We start from the raw sequence: 20,006 nt of genomic DNA, 5'->3' as shown, positions 1-20,006 counted from the left end.
GTTCAGTTGGCGCGGCGGCCCGGCTTGCCACTGGCCTTATGCGTTTCAGCCGGGGAATCCTCCGCCGGCCCGTTTTCGTCAGCCACAGCGCCCGGCTGCATCATCCGGGCGCTCACCTCGATCAGTTCGTCCGTCAGGACCAGGCGCGCCTTGCGCATTTCGGCAAAAGGCAGCGCAACCTCGGTCCCGTCGTCAAGCCGCATCAGGCCATGACCGTCCCGTGCGCCCAGCACGATACCGGCAAAGCGCTTGCGGCCATCAATCGGCATGTTCATTTCGGCGCGGGCGAGATGCCCGGCGAAACGGTCCCAGTCCTTGGCGCGGGTCAGCGGCCGGTCGATACCGGCCGACGAGACTTCCAGCGTCCATGCACCCGGCAGCGGGTCTTCCACGTCCAGGATCGCGCCCACCGCATGGCTGATCTGTTCGCAGTCCTCAATGGCGATAAGCGAGCCATCGGCCCGGTCCGCCATGATCTGCACCGTGGGCGATTCACGCCCCAGCACCGCTACCCGTACGAGTTCAAACCCCATATCGGCCAGCGCGGGCGCGATCATGGCGGCTATGCGGGCATCAAGGCCCGTCAGGAAAGGCAGATCAGCGTCCAATGCAAAAAAGGCAGCCCTGCGGCCACCCCCCAAAGAAAAAAAACCGGAAATGAAGGAATTGTCCGTAACATAGGTCACGCCACCCCTGACCGCAAGGACTATATGCAGGCGGCGGGGTTACATTTCCTCTCTACTTATCATCTTGCCATATCCTTCACATCGCCCACATTATGCGCGCATGACGCCCTTGCCCACACCGCCGGAAGCGACACGGGAACGCAGCGCACGCCCAGGCAGCCGCAGGCTGGTCGTGGTGGGCCTGATCGCGGCCGTAGTGGCGGCGGGCGGCCTCGGTTCCGGTGGTTTTCTTACGCCACGCGAAGGGGGGAACGGCAGCGCCACGCCCCCGGTGGCGGCGGAAGCGGGTGGACGTGGCACGGACAATGGCGGCCATCTCCAGCTTAATGCACCGGTCCAGAACAGGCCGGACATGATGGGCCAGATGCCCATGATCGCCGCCGACAGGGCGGAAGAAATGCTGAGCCAGACATCCTACACACCCGAACAGAAGGGTGAGATCATGGCGGCGCTGAAGCGGCGTGAAATCGTTCTGGCGGATATGCCCATGTATGACATGTCGGGAACCGGCGCGGTGGTGAACGTTCAGTCACTGGGGCTGGTCCAGACGGTGCATCTCGGTCCGCAGCCCAAAAGCGTGATCCTGCCGATCCGCATTGCGGGAAACGTGACGGTGGCCCCGGCCACCGATCCGGGTCCCACGGGCATACGGACGGGGGCGGTATTCGTGCCCGGCCCCACGCCACTGCCGGTACTGCTGCGGGATACTGAGATCGTGATCGGGGTTGTGGTACAATGAAACCGCTCTATCCGGCCCTGATGGAACGGCTGGTGCCGTTCATCATGGTCATCTTTCTGGTGCTGGGCAGCCTGCAGGCGGCGATGGCGCTGCATCTTTCACTCGCCAGCCTGCGGCATTTCATGGAATGGTGTGCCCCGGCATATCCGGTCGTGGCTGCGGGCAGCGCCTTGCTGGCGCTGGCCGGGCTGTTGTTCGAGAGCCGGGCCGAAAAACTGGCCCGCAAGGGAATTCGACGCAGACGGGGATGGATGATGGACGTACTGGCCAGGCTGACCAATCGCAACGCGCTGGAGGAAATGCTCGCGCGTGAGCAGAAGGAAACCGTGATCGACGCGGAGGAGCTGGCGGCAAGCCTGCGCGCGCGCGTGATCGGGCAGGATCAGGTATGCGAGGACGTGGCGACCCAGCTACGCCGCCGCCTGGCGCTGCAGGTGCGCGGCAAGCCGGTGGGGATATTCCTGCTGGCGGGGCCGCCCGGCACGGGCAAGACCTATCTGGCCAAGCAGCTTGCCCGCCAGCTTGACCGTCCGCTGCTCAATTTCGACATGACGCAGATGAGTTCGCCCCATGCCGCGACCCAGCTTTTCGGATCGCCCAAGGGATATGTCGGCTCGGACACCTACGGCAAGCTGACGGGCGGGCTGAAGGAAAAGCCCGATGCGGTGGTGCTTCTGGATGAAATCGAGAAGGCGCATCCCGACGTTTTCAAGAAATTCCTGACCGCATGGAATGATGGCCACGTAACCGAGGCATCGACGGGCCAGCAGATCTCGACCGTGCGATGCATCTTCATCCTGACATCCAACATCGCCACCGATGCCCTGTCCGAGATCGCGGATCGGCTGGCGGACGAGCCGGACAAGATGCGTGCCGAATCGGTGGAGGCCCTGCGTCAGGCCGGGTTCGCGCCCGAAGTTCTGAACCGTCTGGACCGCATTTTCGTATTCCGCCCGCTGGAGGGACTCGATATCGCGCGCGTATCGGCCCTCGAGATCGAAGCGATGATCGACAGCTACGGGCTGAAAGTGGAAACCGGCGGCATCGACCCGGCCCTGCTGTTCGAGGTCATGCGCCGGCAGGACCGCATGGGACCGGCCGCCAGTGCGCGTGATCTGGCCCGCTCCATCGAGGACATGATAAGCGACTCGCTCATCACCGCCCGCCAGCAGGGTGCGAAGCTGGTGCGCGTGGTGAAAAACGAGGACGGGATCACGGCCGAAATCGCCGATGAAGCCAATGGCCAGCGCGCGCGGGTCAGTTCCTGATCCATGCCCGCGCCGTCCAGCCCGTTGCCTTTACCCGACGATGGGGCTGGTCGGCTTTTTACAACATTTTCCTGCCCCGACCGGATGACGGGCATGGCTACCTGCGGCATGGACTGCTGAATGTCTGCTTTTTCGCGTTTATGGCATCGCGCGCCCCTGTGGCGGATGAGCCTTTACACCATCTTCCCCTTCCTGCTGCTGGCGGTCATTTTTCCGCCTGCCTATCTGATCCGCCTGCTACCCGCGCTGAAGCCGATCACCGCCAGCATCCATAACCATCTGGGCATGGTGGATGAGCCACCGGCAACCGATAATGCCGCAGCCGATGGCGGCGGCGGAAACGGCGGTGGTGGCGACGGCGCGGTCACCATGCTGCCCATTACCGATCGCCTGACAAACTCCATCCCGTTTGCCGGGCGCGTCCTGCCGTTACCGGCGGGTGTGTGGCATCCGGTCATGAGCGTGGTTAACGGCCCGCATGGCGAGGTGCTGGAAAATATTCTGGTCCGGGTCGAAGGCCATGTCGTGACCGGGTTGATCGGCGCGGAAGGCAATATCCAGCCCGTGCCCGAATCCGCGATCACCAACATCGATTCAACGTGTCATGACGACCGCAATTTCATGTCCCGCGTGATCTCGGCCCATCCCCCGGCCATGGAATGCTGGTTCACCGCCGCAGTCTATCCCTCTTCCATCAACCGTACGGCTGTCATCGCCAACCGCCTGAAGGAAGAAGGGTTCATCCTGCCGCCGGTCTTCCTGAAAACCGGGTGGAGTTACAGCCAGCCCGCCGGGGACCATAACGTCAATGTCGAGACGGTGACGATGTTCCTCAACCCCGTCAACACGGACGCCACCAAGGCGCTTCGATCACCGGAAAGCTGGACGAAGGAAAACCTTGCCCAGCAACCGGCGGCCAGTGATTTCGTAAAGCGTACGGACACATGGATCGCGGCCTGGGCACCGGTGCTGCATGATGGCTTCAATGGCGACATGCTGGCCACCAATGAGGCGCAGCGCGCCCGCCTGTCGCGCGATCCGGCCGCCCCGTTACCCGGACAGGGCAGCCCGCTGGACTGATCGCCTGAACCCGCCCGGCGCGACGTTACGACGGAAGCCGGGTGGGAATAACCGCCTCAGCCCTGTCGCAATACGTCCGATATCTCGATCAGGAAATCCAGAACGGTGCGGGTGCGCAGCGGCAGCGTACGCGGCCCGGTATGCACCGCATAAAAGGGCAGTTCGGGAATCGTCCATTCCGGCAGCAGGCATTTCAGCCGCCCCGCCGCAATATCTTCTTCCACCTGGAAGGCAGGCAACATGCCGATGCCAAGACCCGCCCGGACGGCCTGCAGAACCGCTTCGCTGCTATTGGCGCGGAAGGGACCGCTGGCCGCAACCGTGGTCTCGCTTTCCCCCTTGCGCGCAAACTGCCAGTCATGGCGCGTGCCGCCATAGCTGTAGGCAATACAGGGATGGTTGAGCAGGTCGCGCGGATGTTCGGGCGTGCCACGGCGGGCCAGATAATCGGTGGAAGCGATCACGCAACGATGCACGGACCCCAGACGACGGGCGATCAGTGACCCTTCCGCGATGGAGCCGATACGGACAGCAAGATCGAGTCCCTCCTCCACAAGGTCACCGAATCCGTCACGCATGACCAGTTCGACCGACAGGTCGGGATGTTCTTCCAGCAATCTGCCAAGCCGACTGGTCAGGTACAGGCCAAATGCCGTTGTAACACCCAGCCGCACCAGCCCCGAAACCGAAGCCCGGCGGCGGCCCAGCGCCGTTTCCGCCGTTTCAAGGATTTCCAGCACTTCATAGGCATGGGGCAGCAGGCTGCGCCCGTCTTCCGTCATCATCAGGCTGCGCGTGGTGCGGGCGAACAGCGTTGCGCCGTAATGGGCCTCAAGCAGGGCGATATGACGCGAAATGGTCGGCTGACTGGCCCCAGTTTCCCGCGAAACAGCAGAGAACGATCCCGTCGCCGCTACACGGACAAAGCTGTGCAAAGCAGAAAGCAGATCCATGAGGCCCCATCACATCCGGATATGTTATTACATAAACATAGCTTTAAACGGCATCTGATTTATACACAATACAGAGAAAAGACACCGCGGATATGTGTGTAACGCAACGGTACCTATGCTTTCCGCGCATAGATGGTTTCTGACAAAAAAACGGCGGCCCGCATGATACGGACCGCCGTTCTGTTACTTCATTCCGGCAGGGACCGGAATGGGCCGGATGGTCAGGCCGCCTGCGTCATGCCACGCAGCACGGTCTGGAGAATGCCGCCATTGCGGAAATACTCCACCTCGTCCAGCGTATCGACACGGCACAGCAGGGGAACGTCCTGCCTGGAGCCATCGGCGCGGGTGATGGTCATCGTCATCGTCATGCGCGGCGTGATCTTGTCCAGACCGCGGATTTCGAAGGTTTCATCGCCCTTCAGGCCCAGCGTCTTGCGCGTCGTGCCTTCCTGGAACAGCAGCGGCAGCACGCCCATGCCCACCAGGTTGGAACGGTGGATACGCTCGAAGCTTTCCGCAACCACGGCGCGCACGCCCAGCAGCAGGGTGCCCTTGGCCGCCCAGTCACGCGAGGAACCCATGCCGTATTCCTTGCCGCCGATCACGACCAGGGGCACGCTCTCTTTCTTGTATTCCATCGCCACATCATAGATGGAGGCTTCCTTCCCGTCCGGGAAGTGCTTGGACACGCCCCCTTCGGTTCCGGGCACCATCTCGTTCTTGATGCGGATGTTGGCGAAGGTGCCACGCACCATCACGCGGTCATTGCCGCGACGCGAACCGTAGGAGTTGAAGTCCTTCTTGGCCACGCCATGGGCTTCAAGATACTTGCCCGCAGGCGAGCTTTCCTTGATCGCGCCGGCAGGCGAGATGTGGTCGGTCGTGATGTTGTCACCCAGCAGGGCCAGCAGGCGCGCACCGACAATGTCACCACGCGGCTTGGGCTCGGGGGTGATGTCCTGGAAATACGGCGGGTCCTGCACATAGGTGGAGGACGCATCCCACTTGTAGGTCTCGGAACCGGTGGCGACTTTCAGCGCCTGCCATTCCTTCGTCCCCTGGCTTACGTGCTTGTAGCGGTTGATGAACTCTTCGCGCGTGATCGCGGAACCCATCAGGGCGGCGATCTCGTGGTTGGTCGGCCAGATGTCCTTCAGGTACACCGGCTTGCCATCCCTGGAAGTGCCCAGCGGCGCGGTGGTGATGTCCTCACGCATCGTGCCCAGCAGGGAGTAGGCGACAACCAGCGGCGGGCTGGCCAGATAGTTGGCCCGCACGTTGGGCGAGATACGCCCTTCGAAGTTACGGTTGCCGGACAGAACCGAAACCGCGACCAGCTTGTTGTTCTCGATCGCATCGACGATGTGATCTTCCAGCGGGCCGGAGTTACCGATACAGGTCGTGCAGCCATAACCGACTGTGTTGAAGCCCATCGCGTCCAGCTCATCCTGCAGGCCGGCACGGTTCAGGTAATCCGTCACCACCTGCGATCCGGGTGCGAGCGAGGTCTTGACCCACGGCTTGGGCTTCAGGCCCAGCGCACGCGCCTTTTTCGCCACCAGACCAGCCGCGATCAGCACGGCGGGGTTGGAGGTGTTGGTGCACGAGGTAATGGCCGCGATCACCACGTCGCCATGGCCGATCTCGTAATTCGTGCCAGCAACCTTCGCCTTCTTGTCCTTCTCGGCTGCGGGCACGCCAAGGCTACCGGTCAGCTCGGTCTCGAACGCCTTGTCCGCACCCTTCAGCACGACGCGGTCCTGCGGGCGCTTGGGGCCTGCGATGGACGGCACGATGGTGGACAGGTCCAGTTCCAGCGTATCGGTAAAGACGGGGTGTTCCGAATGGGCGTGACGGAACATTTCCTGCGCCTTCAGGTATTCTTCCGTCAGCTTGATGCGGTGTTCTTCACGACCGGTCTGGCGCAGGTAATCCAGCGTCAGGTCATCAACAGGGAAGAAGCCGCAGGTCGCGCCATATTCCGGGGCCATGTTGGCGATGGTCGCGCGGTCGGCCACCGGCAGATGGTCAAGGGCGGGGCCGAAGAACTCGACGAACTTGCCGACAACGCCCTTCTTGCGCAGCATCTGGGTCACGGTCAGCACCAGATCGGTCGCCGTCGCCCCTTCGGGCAGCTTGCCCGTCATCTTGAAGCCGATCACGTCGGGGATCAGCATGGCGATGGGCTGGCCCAGCATCGCGGCTTCCGCCTCGATCCCGCCAACGCCCCAGCCCAGCACGCCCATGCCGTTCACCATGGTGGTGTGGCTGTCGGTGCCGAACAGGGTGTCGGGATAGGCATAATCCTTGCCGCCCACGTTCGCCGTCCATACCGCCTGCGCGATATATTCAAGGTTCACCTGGTGGCAGATACCCGTGCCCGGCGGGACGACGGAGAAGTTTTCGAACGCTTCCTGACCCCAGCGCAGGAAGGCGTAACGTTCGCCGTTGCGCTCGAACTCGATGGTCACGTTGTCCTGCAGCGCTTCGGGCGAGCCCGCCACGTCCACCATGACCGAGTGATCGATCACAAGATTGACGGGAACCAGCGGGTTCACCTTCTGCGGGTCGCCCTTGAGCTTGAGGATACCGTCACGCATCGCGGCCAGATCGACCACGGCGGGAACGCCGGTGAAATCCTGCATGAGGATACGCGCGGGCTTGAAGGGAACTTCCTTCGTGCTGCGCCCTTCCTTCAGCCATTCGGCGATGGCCTTGGCGTCCTCTACCGAGTAGGAATGCCCGTCCTCGAACCGCAGCACGTTCTCCAGCAGCACTTTCAGGCTGACCGGCAGGCGGCTTACGGAGCCGATGGTCTTTTCAGCTTCCGGGATTGAGAAATAATGATAGGTCTTGCCGTCCACATTCAGTGTACGGCCCGTTTTCAGTGAGTCGTGCCCAACCGTCTTCATTGGCTTTGTTTCCTCCGAGGCATCAGCAACGGATCATCCCGTATGATCGTGTCCCCGCAATCCGGTTCTGCGGTACGGGGTTTGCGACCTTGTCAGGGACAACCGGCTTGATCTCCCAACGGGGGTAGAACATACCCGGACGCGGTTGCGACACAAGCTGGCCCCGGTAACAAGAAAGCGGGAGCAGACGTTTTTTTCGCCCCCGCGCCCTGTCACCCCTGATCGGAGGATTTCCGTCATTCCTGCCTTTACTCCCCCCGGCCGCCCCTTGCTGGAAGTGGAAAATATCTCGGTTTTCCGCGGTGAACGGCTGGTTCTCGATCGGGTCGGATTCACGCTTGACGCAGGCGACGCCCTGCTTCTGACCGGTCCGAACGGGGCGGGCAAATCGACGCTGCTGCGGGTGCTTGCGGGTTTGCGCAAACCTGAAGGCGGCCATGTCCTGTGGTCAGGCGTGGATACCCTGGCCGACCGCAGCCAGCATGCGGGACGGGTTGCCTATCTTGGCCATCAGGACGCGCTGAAGCTGGGCCTGACATTGCGCGAAAACCTGACACTGGCCGCGCGATCCGGGGGCGGAGATCCTGATTCGTGTATGAAATCACTCAATATTCTCGGACTGGCCGACCTGCCCGCGCGCATGCTGTCGGCGGGGCAGAAACGCCGCGCGGCACTGGCGCGCGTCCTGCTGGCGCAGGCCCCCTTATGGCTGCTGGATGAACCCAGCCTGGGGCTGGATACCAGCACGATGGGCCTGCTTGGCACCCTGTTTGCCGCCCACCGGCAGGCTGGCGGAATTGTGATTGCAACCACCCACGTTCCGCTGCCCCTGCCCAACCCCCGGACGCTGGCGCTGCCGGGCCTGAACGAATCCGACATCCCACAGCCGATGGAAGATTTCCCCGAGGACGACCTGCTGTGAAATTCCAGATTCCCTCCCTCATCATGGCCATACTGGAACGTGACCTGCGCCTGGCGTTGCGCCATGGGGCGGACACGCTGGGGGCCGTGCTGTTCTTTATTCTTGCCGGGGCGCTGTTCCCGCTGGCGCTGGGACCATCGCCCGAACTGCTGCGCCGCATGGCGCCGGGTATCGTGTGGGTCTGCGCCCTGCTGGCGGCCCTGCTGCCGCTGGACCGGCTGTTCGGGTCGGAGCTGGAGGATGGGTCGCTTGACCAGCTCCTCATGACCGGGCTGCCGTCCCCCCTCATCGCGCTGGCCAAGATGATCGCGCACTGGCTGACCACCGGCGTGCCGCTCCTGCTGGCGGCGGGACCGCTGGCGATCATGCTGGGCATGCCCGCAGGCAGCATGGTGGTGCTGCTGACGGGACTGTTCCTTGGCACGCTCATCCTGTCGCTGATCGGGGGGATGGCGGCATCCGTCGTGCTGGGCGCGCGGCGCGGCGGGGTGCTGCTGCCGCTACTGGTGCTGCCGCTGACCACGCCCGCGCTTATTTTTGGCGCCGCCGCGCTGGATGCGGCGCAGACGGGCCTGTCATGGGGGCCGGATCTGGAACTGCTGGGCGCCTTCCTTGCCGCGGCGATCCCGCTATGCCCGCTGGCGGCCGGGGCCGGGCTGCGCGCGGCGGTGGAATAAGGCCGTCGCGCAACCTTTTTACGGGTGTCTGGTGGGGGAAGAATCAACCCCGCCGACATCGAAGGGCAGCGTCCCCTGCCCCGCGCTGCCGCCGCGCGTGGCCATGCGCCATTGCAGCACGTAATGCCCCGGCGTCAGCGCCACGGTCGTGGCGATGGCATGCTGTTCATCATCAATGGGTGACGCGGGCAGCAGCCGCGGCGCACCATCCGGCCCCAGCAGCAGCAGTCGGGCACGGAACGGGTCGATCACGCCATCGAAGGACAGCCTGACCGCCACATTGCCCGCCGCCACTTTCTGTCCCGCCGCCGGTTGCGCCTGTACCAGCACGGGTGCTGCGATAGCCTGCACCACTCCCGTACCGCACAGAATCACGGCGGACAGGCCCAGTACACGCGATATTATGGAAAAAGACATGGGCAGGCACCTCCGGCACGGATTGAACTGCCGTGTGTATCCCCCCGATACAGGCAGGGCGGCAAGACCTTCGTCCTGCCGCCCTGATGGTCGCGGGTTCTTAAGACGGGTCGCAACCCTGTCAGATATAGTGTTCCTGAATCGGCTTCAGGCCATTGAAACCGGTCGAGCAGTAGGTGGAGACATACGCCCCGGTGGACAGCAGTTCGATCCGGTCCCCCGACTCCAGCGCCAGCGGCAGGGCGTAGGGGGTCTTTTCATACATGATGTCCGCACCGTCACAGGTCGGGCCTGCAATGGCGACGGGACCGGTTTCCATACCGTCATGCGACGTGCGGATACCGTAGCGGATGGCTTCGCCCTCGGTCTCGGCCAGGCCGCCAAAACGACCGATATCGAGATAGACCCAGCGCACGCCGTCATTCATGCCGCGACGGCTGACCAGCACCACTTCCGAGGAAACGACGCCCGCGTCACCCACCATGAAACGGCCCGGCTCCACGATCATTTCCGGCAGGTCATTGCCGAAATGCTCGGTCATGGCGTGGCTGATCGCCAGCGCGAAACGGTCGATGCCCGGCACGTCATCACGGTAGCGGATGGGGAATCCACCGCCCAGATTGACCATACGCAGGTCCAGTCCGGCTGCCTTCAGGTCGGTAAACAGCATGCCCACGCGGGCGATCGCCGCTTCATAGGCACCGGTTTCCGTCTGCTGGCTACCGACATGGAAGGACAGGCCATACGGGTCCAGACCAAGGTCACGGGCACGCAGCATGAGGTCGCGCGCATTGTCCAGCGTGGTGCCGAACTTGCGTGACAGCGGCCAGTCCGCACCCTCGTTTTCCACGATCAGGCGGCAGTAGACGCGGGACCCCGGCGCATGGCGGGCCAGCTTGTCCAGTTCTTCCGCGCAGTCAAAGGCGAACATGTCCACCCCCGCCTGATAGGCGCGGGCGATGTTGCTGGCCTTCTTGACCGTGTTGCCGAACGAGATGTCGGCCGCGCGGGCACCGGCTTCGAGGCACATGGAAATCTCTTCCCACGAAGCGGCGTCGAATGCCGACCCCAGCCCCACGAGGCGGCGCAGGATGGCGTTGGCGGGATTGGCCTTGACGGCGTAGTAGATCCGGGCCAGCGGCAGCGCTTCGCGCAGCGCGCGATAGCGTTCTTCCACCCGGTCAACGTCAACGACAAGGCATGGCGTTGCAGGAGCCTGCTCAGCCAGATAACGAGCGATTTTGGGAGTCATCGCACCCAAATCCCTTCTGTTCTGCCGCCCGGATGAATACAATTCTGGAATTGCACAAACGGACAGATGTTGCGAAACGGTCTAACGGACCAGCGACCAATAAGGACCCCCACCTGCGTGGCAGCCCGATTGCCAGAACGCTTGACGTCGTTGCGTAACCTCAGAGGGCCAGTGGCACGTGCGTTGTTGCGTAGGGAGCGCATATGCGGACAATACGCGCGTGACGCAATAGAAAAATTATTCCTATGGAAGGTTTTTCATTTAGGGTCGGGAGATCGTGGCACAATCTCCACAGCCGCCACCCACCCGATCGCCTGCACGGCCTGACGGGTCAATTACCAGCATACAGGACACGAAGCCCGCATTGATTGGTTCCTCCTCTACCCAGATTGATATGACGGACATGCCCCCGCCCGCCCCATCGCTGCCCAATTTCTCCATGCAGCAGGTCAGGAAGGTGCTGCGGCAGGTGCTGCGCAACATCATATCCGACCAGATCACGCTGGCAGCGGCGGGGTGCGCCTTCTACGCCACGCTTTCGCTGTTTCCTGCCATGAGTACGCTGATCTCGCTGTACGGGCTGCTGTTCGATCCGCAGACGGTGGAACCGCAGCTTGTGGTGCTGCGCAACCTGCTGCCGCCTTCCGCCTATGACATGATCGGCGCGCGCATCCACCTTCTGGTGGCCGAATCGCATTCCTCGCTCACGCTCAACCTGATCGTATCGACCACCATCGCCACATGGTCGGCATCGGCTGCCACGCGCTCGCTCATCATGGCGATGAATGTTGCCTACAACACCCCGGAAACCCGAAGCTTCCTGCGGTTCCAGGCCATGGGCATGGCGCTGACGTTCTGCTCCATCTGTGGCGGCATCCTGACACTGGCGCTGATGGTGGCGCTGCCGTTCCTTCTGGATTACCTGCCGCAGCGGCTGAATCTGGCGGCCCCGCCGGGTTCGGTGGAACTGCTGGTGCGGATGGGTGGCCCGATCCTCATGCTGCTGTTCGTGCTGTCGCTGTGTTCGGTCCTGTACCGATTCGGACCCAACCGGCCCCATACCTACTGGCGCTGCATCCTGCCCGGTTCGGTCGGGGCGACGGTGCTGTGGCTGCTGTCATCGGTGGGTTTTTCCTATTACGTCAGCCACATCGCGGGCTACAGCGTGACCTATGGGCCGCTGGGGGCGTTCATCGCCATCATGATGTGGTTTTACGTATCGGCCTATGTCGTGCTGCTGGGCGCGGAACTGAACGCGGGGCTGGAAATCGAACTGAAGCTGCGCTGCTCACCTGAAAAGACGATGGAAGGCTGGACAAAGCACCAGCGCCTGTAACAGCCGGGCGGCTTCACGGCACCCGCCGGGGGCAGGCCGGTCCGGTCCGGGCAGGACCGGAATATCTGCCTGCGCGGTCCATCCACGGCTCTTTGCAGCCAGCTTACCCACCGGCCACCTGAAATCGGTGATGTACGAAGCGGAAGGTGATGTACGAAGCGGAACAGGACAGACCTGAAAACCGGCTGCCATTCAGGAAACGTGAAAAATCCCGCTACCAGCACACCACGGACGCTTCAGCGCGGTGCGCTGGCGACTTCATCCTCAGGTCGTGCGGGTTCTATGGCGACGGGCGATGTGCCAGCGCCCAGCATGCCAAGCTGGCGCGCAGCCTCCGGTGAGAGATCAATGATGCGGTGGCCATGAAACGGCCCGCGATCATTCACCCGGACCACCACCGAACGCCCCGTCCGCATGGAACGCACGCGCAGACGGGTACCGAGTGGCAGCAGGGGGTGCGCCGCCGTCAGCGCATCAGGATCGAATGTTTCACCCGATGCCGTGGCACGGGACATTTTTCCACCCGTACCATACCAGCTTGCCATGCCATGCTGGTGCCAGTTTTCGGGAACGGATGTCATCACAGGCGACCGGACCACGCCCCGCGCATGTTCATGCGTCGTTGCACAGGCAGCATGCTCGGTGCCCGACGCAACGAACAGAAGACATGTAACCACAACCGAACACACAAACCGCGCCGCGCCGTGACTCGCCTCCTCATCACCACGCCGGTGATCGGGATACCCTGTCATTCGTGCCGTATAGCACAGTCAGCACCGATATCCTACCATCTTCGCCTCCCCCCTGCGGGACGGATTCCCGCATGGCGCGGAAGCCGCCGGCATGGACCCTGCGGGCGCGCAGGCACGAACGGACTTGGAACCGGAGTGCGGGCGTGCTAGGCGCGTGCATCATGGAGCGCCCTCTCATTGCCGTGCTGAACGGCCCCAACCTGAACATGCTCGGACTGCGACAGCCCGAGGTCTATGGTCACGCCACGCTTGATGACGTGGAACAGGTCTGCGTCCAGGCTGCCGAACGCCTGGATGTCGCCATTGATTTCCGCCAGACCAATGGCGAGGGGGAACTCGTATCCTGGATACAGGAATGCCGGGGCCGCGCGCGCGGCATCATCATCAACCCGGCTGCCTACTCCCACACTTCCGTTGCCCTGCTCGACGCGCTGCTTGCCGTTGATCTGCCGGTGATCGAGGTGCACATTTCCAATATTCACCGCCGTGAAGCCTTCCGTCATCACTCCTACGTTTCCCGCGCCGCCATTGGCGTTATCTGCGGGCTTGGCGTACGGGGCTATGCGCTTGCGCTTCAGGCCATGACAGACATGATTCTGGACGAGGACGATCAATGAGCCGACTGCTCGTGGATGCGGATGCCATTCGGGCATTGGCCGAAATTCTGACCGATACCGGCCTGACCGAAATCGAAATCGCGGAAAAGGACAACCGCATCCGCGTTGTCCGCGCAGCCGCCCCGGTGGCGCATGCCGTGCCCGCCCCGGCCCCTGTCGCCGCACCGGTCGCGGTTGCGACCCCGGCGCCAGCGCCCGTCACCGACCCGTCCAAGCATCCCGGCGCCGTGACCAGCCCGATGGTGGGCGTGGCCTATCTTGCGCCCGACCCGTCCTCCCCGCCGTTCGTGACGGAAGGCCAGCAGGTCAGCGCGGGCCAGACGCTGCTGCTGATCGAGGCGATGAAAACCTTCAATCAGATCAAGGCCCCGCGCGCGGGCACGCTGAGCCGGATTCTGGTCCAGTCGGGTGACCCGGTCGAGTTCGGCGAAGCGCTGGTCATCATAGAGTAATGTTTTCCAAGATCCTGATCGCCAATCGCGGCGAGATCGCCCTGCGCATCCTGCGGGCCTGCCGCGAACTGGGCATTCCGACCGTAGCCGTCCATTCCACGGCTGATGCGGACGCCATGCATGTCCGTCTGGCGGATGAAGCCGTGTGCATCGGGCCGCCAGCCAGCCGCGACTCGTATCTGAATGTCGCGGCCATCCTGTCGGCAGCCACCATTACCGGCGCGGACGCCATCCATCCGGGTTACGGCTTCCTGTCGGAAAATGCCGACTTCGCGGAAACGGTGGAAGCCCACGGCATCACCTTCATCGGCCCGACGGCCGAGCATATCCGCATGATGGGCGACAAGATCACCGCCAAGACCACCATGATGGCGCTGGGCGTGCCGCTGGTCCCCGGATCGGATGGCGCGCTGGAAAACCTTGAGCAGGCGCGCGAAGTCGCCGCCCGCGTGGGGTATCCCGTGCTGATCAAGGCGGCGGCAGGCGGCGGTGGACGTGGCATGAAGGTCGCCCCCACCGAAGCCGATCTGGAAGAGGCATGGAGCGTTGCGCGCACCGAAGCCCGCGCAGCCTTCGGCAATGACGAGGTCTATCTCGAAAAATACCTCGACAAGCCGCGCCATATCGAACTCCAGATCATGGCCGACACGCATGGCAACGTGGTGCATTTTGGCGAACGTGACTGTTCGCTCCAGCGCCGCCACCAGAAGCTGCTCGAAGAGGCGGGGTCTCCCGCCCTGACCGCGCAGCAGCGTGACGAGATCGGGGAAATCGCGACATCCGCCCTGACCAGGCTGGGTTACCGCAACGCCGGAACGCTGGAATTCCTGTATCAGGATGGACAGTTCTGCTTCATCGAGATGAATACCCGCCTGCAGGTGGAACATCCGGTGACGGAAATGGTGTGCGACGTGGATCTGGTGCGGGAACAGATCCGCATCGCGGCGGGCGAACCCATGGGTTACAGCCAGTCGGACATCCATTTCTCCGGCCATGCGATCGAATGCCGCATCAACGCGGAAGATCCGCAGAGCTTCATGCCCACTCCGGGCACGATCACCGTCTATCATCCGCCGGGTGGACTGGGCGTACGAATCGACAGCGCGCTTTACGCGGGCTATCGCGTTCCCCCCTATTACGACAGCATGATCGCCAAGCTGATCGTGCGTGCGCCGACACGGCTGGAAGCCATCGAACGCATGCGTCGGGCTCTGGATGAATTCGTGATCGAAGGGGTCAAGACCGTCATCCCGCTACACCGCAGGATTCTGGATGACCCCCAGTTCCGCAAGGGTGACTACACCATCCACTGGCTGGAAAATTTCGTGGCCCGGCAGCAGGGCTAGGAACGCTTTCACGGCCACAGGTCATAGGAAAGGGGGCATGTCCAATGCGGATATGCCCCCTTTTCTGTATCGCCACATCATGCGCGGCATGCAAGACGGATACCCGACCGCCCCCCCGGTTACGGATTTTCCGCGCCTGCCCGTTCAGGCCATGACCGGGTCGAGATAGGGGCTGGAAGCATCGAAGAACTTCTGGTTGTGATCCAGTTCATACGAAATCACGTACATGCAGCTCAATGCCCGGTCGATTTCCAGACGCACGCCCAGATTGTCCGCCTTCCCCGCCATTTCCTGCAAATGGACGATGGCGAATTTGGCGGAACGCGCGGTCCGGCCATAATGGCCACCGTAACGTCCACTGAACTGCGCCATGCGTCCCATCATGTCGCTGACCACGCGCTGGGCCTCTGGCGGTAGCTGGTGGCGTTCCAGAATGGTGCGCAGGCGGATTACGTTCAGCCCGATGGTCATGGCGGACAGGATGCCCTGCAGGTAGGCATCGATGATCGTATCGGGCGTATCCTCCGCATTGGTCAGCAGCCGCACGAAGCGGTCTACATTATGCTCGACCACATACAGGGTAGTCGGCAGCACGCGCGCACGCGCGACATAGCGCAGGCCACGCAGGATGCCGGTACGCATCTGCCAGCGCATGTCATTGGTATCGAACGGCAGGATCAGCCGGAAGGCCCACATGGCGTACCACAGACCAAGGATCAGCGGCATGGCGGTGTTGAAAAACGCCACTTCATCCAGCCGGGACTGATTGCCCGGTCCCAGCAGGATCGGCAGGAACAGGTTATAGGAGACCGCACCCAGCACCAGCGCCGGATAGGCAAAGGCCAGCCCGCCCGCCAGCATGGGCAGGAACAGGCATGCGGCCATAATTTCGTACGTAGTGGGCGACGCCAGCCGCCACAGCACCAGTACACCCGCCATGAGGGAGGCAATGATGGCCCCGCCCAGAAAGGCGCGGGTGGCCAGCGCTGGCTTTTCCAGCGTGGAAAACAGGCTGCATACGATCGAGACGAACATCATGAAGGTCAGCCCCGCCGACCATGACGTGGTGATCCAGATGACGCCTGACCCGAAAACGGTGACGGAGGCCCGCAGGCTGTTGGTGAAAGCCTGCTGCCAGTCCCGGAAGGTCTTGAGCCGGTAATGGAAATGATCGTGCAGCAACGGATGGCGGCTGGCATCGAACTGAAGCAGCGCCTGTTCCAGTTCGTCCAGCATGACGCCCAGCGCATGATTGAGCATGCGCTGCTGCGACAGCATCTCCACCAGTTGCGGATCGGGTGGCAGGCTGCCGGGAGTACCCATTTCCTCATCAAGGGAATCGGTCACGCTCTGCCTGCAGGCGGCCTGCAGGTCGGCCAGACGGGCCAGCACGGGCGATATGTCATCGCTGGCGTCCAGTTGCGGGGCCATGTCCTTCAGAAAGGCCTGCACCTTGCTCGATGTCGCCCGGAAAGCGGCTCCCGGCGTGCCCCCCGGCCCGTTCATGAGGGCAGCAAGATCCAGCCCGCGTGACAGCAGCATCGCCACCCGCGCAAGGGCCGCACGCGCATGGTCGCCTTCATGCCCGCGATGGGAGCCCATCTCGACTTCGGCAAACTCGATCTGGTCGCTCAGCGTGGTGATATTGGTAAAGACGCCGCGCGCCTTGCGCAGGATCTGGGCATCGCCCGACAGCAGGGCGGCCAGCGTCTGGCCCGCGCCGTCGATGGCTGTCAGGAAATTATGGGCCAGACGGTCCTGTGCGCGCTCCTCCAGCCGGAACTGGAACAGGGAGGACACGGTCGTCTCCAGCACGATGCCCAGCACGATATAGGTCGCGCGCGCCATTGCCGTCATGAAGATGTGCTGGGGGTCGGCTATCCCGTCAAGCGAGATGATGGCGTAGGTGAACCCGCTCGCCCGCATGCCGTGGATACGGTAATTGGTCATGGTGGCGGGGCCGGGCAGCAGCGTGCCGATGAAACAGAACAGTCCGATCCCGGCGGCAAGCATCAGGATGAACATGACCGGGGCCTGTGGAAAGGCCGCAACCAGCATGACGGCGCATATCGTGCCCACCACCATGCCGAACAGATGCCATCGCGCCTTGGCCACGCTCTTGCCGCGCGTGCCCTGCGCCACCATCCATACCGTCAGCGCCGCCCATTGCGGGCTACCCAGTTCCCACCACAGGGCAATGCCCAGCGCGATGAGCGAGGTGATGGTCGTGCGCAGCGCATAACCGAATGTGAAGATACCGGGTGCGTACAGCCAGCGCAGATGATCCTGCCGCGGGGTCATGCCCGGCGGCCACAGGCGCCTGAAAAAATCGCGGACCTGATCCTGGAAGCGGATCAGGGAAAGCTCAAGACCTTTCATCCTGGCGTTCAGCCTCCCCTGTCAAACACGATCCACGCATACTGTTACATCATACGGCCCGAACGAACAGGGCCACAGCCGGGTGGCAGCGTGTACGCCATGCCACGCGCACCCGGCGCAGTTCCTATTCCTCGTAGGAGACGAGGGTCTTGACCGGAATATCCAGACGGTTGCGGCCACCAAGCCCCGTCAGTTCGATCATGGTCGCAGCCCCCACCACATTAGCCCCGACCTTGCGCAGCAGGGAAATGGAGGCGACCAGCGTGCCACCCGTGGCCAGCAGGTCATCCATCACCACCACACGCTGGCCGGGCTGGATCGCATCGGACTGGATGTGCAGCGAATCGGACCCGTATTCCAGATCGTAGCTGTAGGACACCGTCTCACCCGGCAGCTTGCCCGGCTTGCGCAGCATCACCAGCCCGCAGCCCAGACGGCTGGCCAGGGGGGCCGCGGTCAGGAATCCGCGCGATTCGATGGCGGCAAGCACGTCAGGCGCCCAGGGTGCGACGGCGGCGGCCAGACGGCCCATGGCGATCTGCCACGCATCGGCGTCGCGCATCAGGGTGGAAATGTCGTAAAACAGGATACCGGGCTTGGGGAAATCCGGAATGTTACGGATGTATTGTTTCAGATCGATCTTGGCGGTCGTCATGATCGGTGCGCAGTCCCCGTTGCGTGGTCATATAAATCCGGGACAGGCGTGCCCCGTTCACGAAAATGTCGCCCTTGCAGACGGCTCCCCGCTGTAGCCGCCACGCGGCGGGGGGACAAGCCCATCGGCCCATGTTGCACATGCTTTGATATGCGCCCCGCGCGTTTTGTCATAACGGGAGATTTTATTCCTCCGTCTCCGCCGTGGCGGGCGGACGGGCCGGGCGCAGCACCACCATGACCATCATGATTGCGGCCCCCATCAGCATGACACCGGCCATCGGTATGGGGGAATTGGCGGGCAGCATGCCCACGAACGCACCCGCCACGGCACCCAGCACGTATTGCAGCGTGCCCACGAAGGCCGAGGCACTGCCCGCGAAGCGCGGATGATCCGCCAGCGCGCCAACGGTGGCGTTGGGGCCGACAATGCCCGTGGTGCCCAGTGAAACCATCATCGACAGGATCAGGCAGCCCAGCATCCACAGGGGGGGATGACCGCCATGCTGCATGGCGAAGGCGATGACGATGGCCATCGCCGTCATGGCGATGGTGCCCGCAACCGCGACACCCACCGCCACGCCAAGGATGCGGCCCGCATCGATCCGCCCCACCAGCAGGCCGTTAAGCTGCGACGCCCCGATCATGCACACCGCGAAGACCCCGAACATCATGCCGAAATGCGCAGGCGACAGCCCGAACTGGTTGATGAACACCGAAGGGGCGGCGGACAGGTAGGTGAAGGACATGAAACAGGCGAACCCCGCGATCATCGCATGCGTGATGAAACCGCGATCGCGCGCCAGCATCACATAACGGCTGAACAGGGTTACAGGCGAAAACTCACTGCGGTTCGCAGGCCGCAGCGTCTCGGGCAGGACACGCCAGATCAGCACGATGCAGATCAGGCCATACACGGCAGAAGCCCAGAAGATGGACCGCCACGATGCGATCGACAGCACCATGCCACCCAGCGTGGGTGCCAGAATGGGCACGACCCCCATCACCAGCACCAGCCGCGACATGAGACGCGCGGATTCATTGCCATGCGACATGTCGCGCACGCAGGCGCTGGGAATGATGAGACTGGCCGATGCCCCCAGCGAGGCAATGAGGCGAAACGCGGAAAAGGTGAAGATATCCTGCGCCACCGCACACCCGACCGATGCCAGCGTATACACGAACGTACCCACCAGCATGGGCACACGCCGTCCGAAACGGTCCGAAAGCGGCCCCATGGTGATCTGGCCGATCGCCAGCCCGACGAACCACACGGCCAGCGTCATCTGCGCCGACCCGGCGCGTCCGTGCAGCGTGTGTTCCAGTTCGGGGAAGGCAGGCAGGTATATGTCGGTCGATACGGGACCGACCGCCGTCAGGAAACCAAGCAGGATGGCGATCCAGCCCATGGGGCGGACAGCCGTTTCCGGCGCGGGGGTTTCTGCTGAACGGCCCGCCATTGCGGATGAGCCCATGAGGCGCTCCAGTATTAAAAGACTTGTCGGGACTAGTAGACCAGCACGGCCCTGCTTTTCACCACCTAATTGCGGCATTTCTGCAA

Annotated in this window: 18 protein-coding genes; 9 read left to right on the top strand and 9 right to left on the bottom strand. The window is 63.1% G+C overall.

Translation table 11 applies throughout. The annotated features are described in order from the left end of the window. Positions 1-2: 2 nt before the first annotated feature. Positions 3-608 carry a ribosome maturation factor RimP gene (gene rimP / locus KSAC_RS10065; RefSeq protein ID WP_132305285.1) on the bottom strand — a complete coding sequence of 202 codons (606 nt, stop codon included), beginning with the start codon at positions 606-608 and terminating at the stop codon, positions 3-5. 178 nt (positions 609-786) lie between these two features. Here rimP and KSAC_RS10060 point away from each other — a divergent pair, with 178 nt between their 5' ends. From KSAC_RS10060 to KSAC_RS10050, 3 genes are all read left to right on the top strand, one after another. Continuing rightward, positions 787-1,425, top strand: a complete 639-nt coding sequence (locus KSAC_RS10060; protein WP_243705189.1) for a hypothetical protein — start codon at positions 787-789, stop codon at positions 1,423-1,425. Further along, the gene (locus tag KSAC_RS10055; RefSeq protein WP_102325044.1) at positions 1,422-2,693 is read left to right on the top strand and encodes an AAA family ATPase; all 1,272 of its coding nucleotides are present in this window, start codon (positions 1,422-1,424) and stop codon (positions 2,691-2,693) included. The genes KSAC_RS10060 and KSAC_RS10055 overlap by 4 nt, the downstream gene beginning before the upstream one ends. A gap of 120 nt (positions 2,694-2,813) precedes the next feature. Then, entirely contained in the window at positions 2,814-3,773 is a 960-nt protein-coding gene (locus tag KSAC_RS10050) for a hypothetical protein (protein WP_102325043.1), read from the top strand. 56 nt (positions 3,774-3,829) lie between these two features. Here KSAC_RS10050 and KSAC_RS10045 read toward each other — a convergent pair whose 3' ends face one another. Both KSAC_RS10045 and acnA read right to left on the bottom strand, forming a co-directional pair. Next, on the bottom strand, positions 3,830-4,726 hold the full coding sequence (locus KSAC_RS10045; protein WP_110546781.1) for a LysR family transcriptional regulator: 897 nt from the start codon (positions 4,724-4,726) through the stop codon (positions 3,830-3,832). A gap of 221 nt (positions 4,727-4,947) precedes the next feature. After that, the gene (gene acnA / locus KSAC_RS10040; RefSeq protein ID WP_132305283.1) at positions 4,948-7,641 is read right to left on the bottom strand and encodes an aconitate hydratase AcnA; all 2,694 of its coding nucleotides are present in this window, start codon (positions 7,639-7,641) and stop codon (positions 4,948-4,950) included. 277 nt (positions 7,642-7,918) lie between these two features. Here acnA and ccmA point away from each other — a divergent pair, with 277 nt between their 5' ends. After that, positions 7,919-8,563 carry a heme ABC exporter ATP-binding protein CcmA gene (ccmA, locus tag KSAC_RS10035; protein ID WP_174234138.1) on the top strand — a complete coding sequence of 215 codons (645 nt, stop codon included), beginning with the start codon at positions 7,919-7,921 and terminating at the stop codon, positions 8,561-8,563. Between the two features lie 23 nt (positions 8,564-8,586). Next, on the top strand, positions 8,587-9,240 hold the full coding sequence (gene ccmB, locus KSAC_RS10030; protein ID WP_174234139.1) for a heme exporter protein CcmB: 654 nt from the start codon (positions 8,587-8,589) through the stop codon (positions 9,238-9,240). Positions 9,241-9,258: 18 nt separating this feature from the next. On the opposite strand, the gene KSAC_RS10025 is transcribed toward ccmB, so the two are convergent. Further along, positions 9,259-9,657 (bottom strand): copper resistance CopC family protein, encoded by a 399-nt coding sequence (locus tag KSAC_RS10025; RefSeq protein WP_243705188.1) that lies wholly within the window; start codon positions 9,655-9,657, stop codon positions 9,259-9,261. Between the two features lie 121 nt (positions 9,658-9,778). Then, the gene (locus KSAC_RS10020; RefSeq protein ID WP_102325037.1) at positions 9,779-10,909 is read right to left on the bottom strand and encodes a type III PLP-dependent enzyme; all 1,131 of its coding nucleotides are present in this window, start codon (positions 10,907-10,909) and stop codon (positions 9,779-9,781) included. Between the two features lie 394 nt (positions 10,910-11,303). Between KSAC_RS10020 and KSAC_RS10015 the strand changes: the two genes are divergently transcribed. After that, entirely contained in the window at positions 11,304-12,245 is a 942-nt protein-coding gene (locus KSAC_RS10015) for a YihY/virulence factor BrkB family protein (RefSeq protein ID WP_102325282.1), read from the top strand. A 236-nt stretch (positions 12,246-12,481) separates the two neighbouring features. Here the strand turns inward: KSAC_RS10015 and KSAC_RS10010 are convergent, their stop codons facing one another. Continuing rightward, positions 12,482-12,997, bottom strand: coding sequence for a septal ring lytic transglycosylase RlpA family protein (locus KSAC_RS10010; protein WP_102325036.1), 516 nt, complete (start codon positions 12,995-12,997; stop codon positions 12,482-12,484). Positions 12,998-13,158: 161 nt separating this feature from the next. On the opposite strand from KSAC_RS10010, the gene aroQ reads away from it, so the two are divergent. Genes aroQ through accC form a run of 3 tightly spaced genes read left to right on the top strand, consistent with a single transcriptional unit; the run spans position 13,159 to position 15,412 of the window. Then, a complete protein-coding gene (aroQ, locus tag KSAC_RS10005) occupies positions 13,159-13,614 on the top strand; it encodes a type II 3-dehydroquinate dehydratase (protein ID WP_102325035.1) in 456 nt (151 codons plus the stop codon). Next, the gene (locus KSAC_RS10000) at positions 13,611-14,066 is read left to right on the top strand and encodes an acetyl-CoA carboxylase biotin carboxyl carrier protein (RefSeq protein ID WP_102325034.1); all 456 of its coding nucleotides are present in this window, start codon (positions 13,611-13,613) and stop codon (positions 14,064-14,066) included. The genes aroQ and KSAC_RS10000 overlap by 4 nt, the downstream gene beginning before the upstream one ends. Continuing rightward, on the top strand, positions 14,066-15,412 hold the full coding sequence (gene accC / locus KSAC_RS09995; protein WP_102325033.1) for an acetyl-CoA carboxylase biotin carboxylase subunit: 1,347 nt from the start codon (positions 14,066-14,068) through the stop codon (positions 15,410-15,412). The genes KSAC_RS10000 and accC overlap by 1 nt, the downstream gene beginning before the upstream one ends. A gap of 144 nt (positions 15,413-15,556) precedes the next feature. Here the strand turns inward: accC and KSAC_RS09990 are convergent, their stop codons facing one another. The 3 genes from KSAC_RS09990 to KSAC_RS09980 form a co-directional block, all read right to left on the bottom strand. After that, a complete protein-coding gene (locus KSAC_RS09990; RefSeq protein ID WP_102325032.1) occupies positions 15,557-17,791 on the bottom strand; it encodes an FUSC family protein in 2,235 nt (744 codons plus the stop codon). A 124-nt stretch (positions 17,792-17,915) separates the two neighbouring features. Further along, on the bottom strand, positions 17,916-18,446 hold the full coding sequence (locus KSAC_RS09985; RefSeq protein ID WP_118962627.1) for an adenine phosphoribosyltransferase: 531 nt from the start codon (positions 18,444-18,446) through the stop codon (positions 17,916-17,918). Positions 18,447-18,630: 184 nt separating this feature from the next. After that, complete coding sequence (locus KSAC_RS09980) at positions 18,631-19,920, bottom strand: multidrug effflux MFS transporter (RefSeq protein WP_102325030.1); 1,290 nt, start codon at positions 19,918-19,920, stop codon at positions 18,631-18,633. Positions 19,921-20,006: the final 86 nt, after the last annotated feature.

The organism is Komagataeibacter saccharivorans, from assembly GCF_004348195.1.
Classification (GTDB): Bacteria; Pseudomonadota; Alphaproteobacteria; order Acetobacterales; family Acetobacteraceae; genus Komagataeibacter; species Komagataeibacter saccharivorans.
This window is presented reverse-complemented; position numbering and strand designations above follow the sequence as displayed.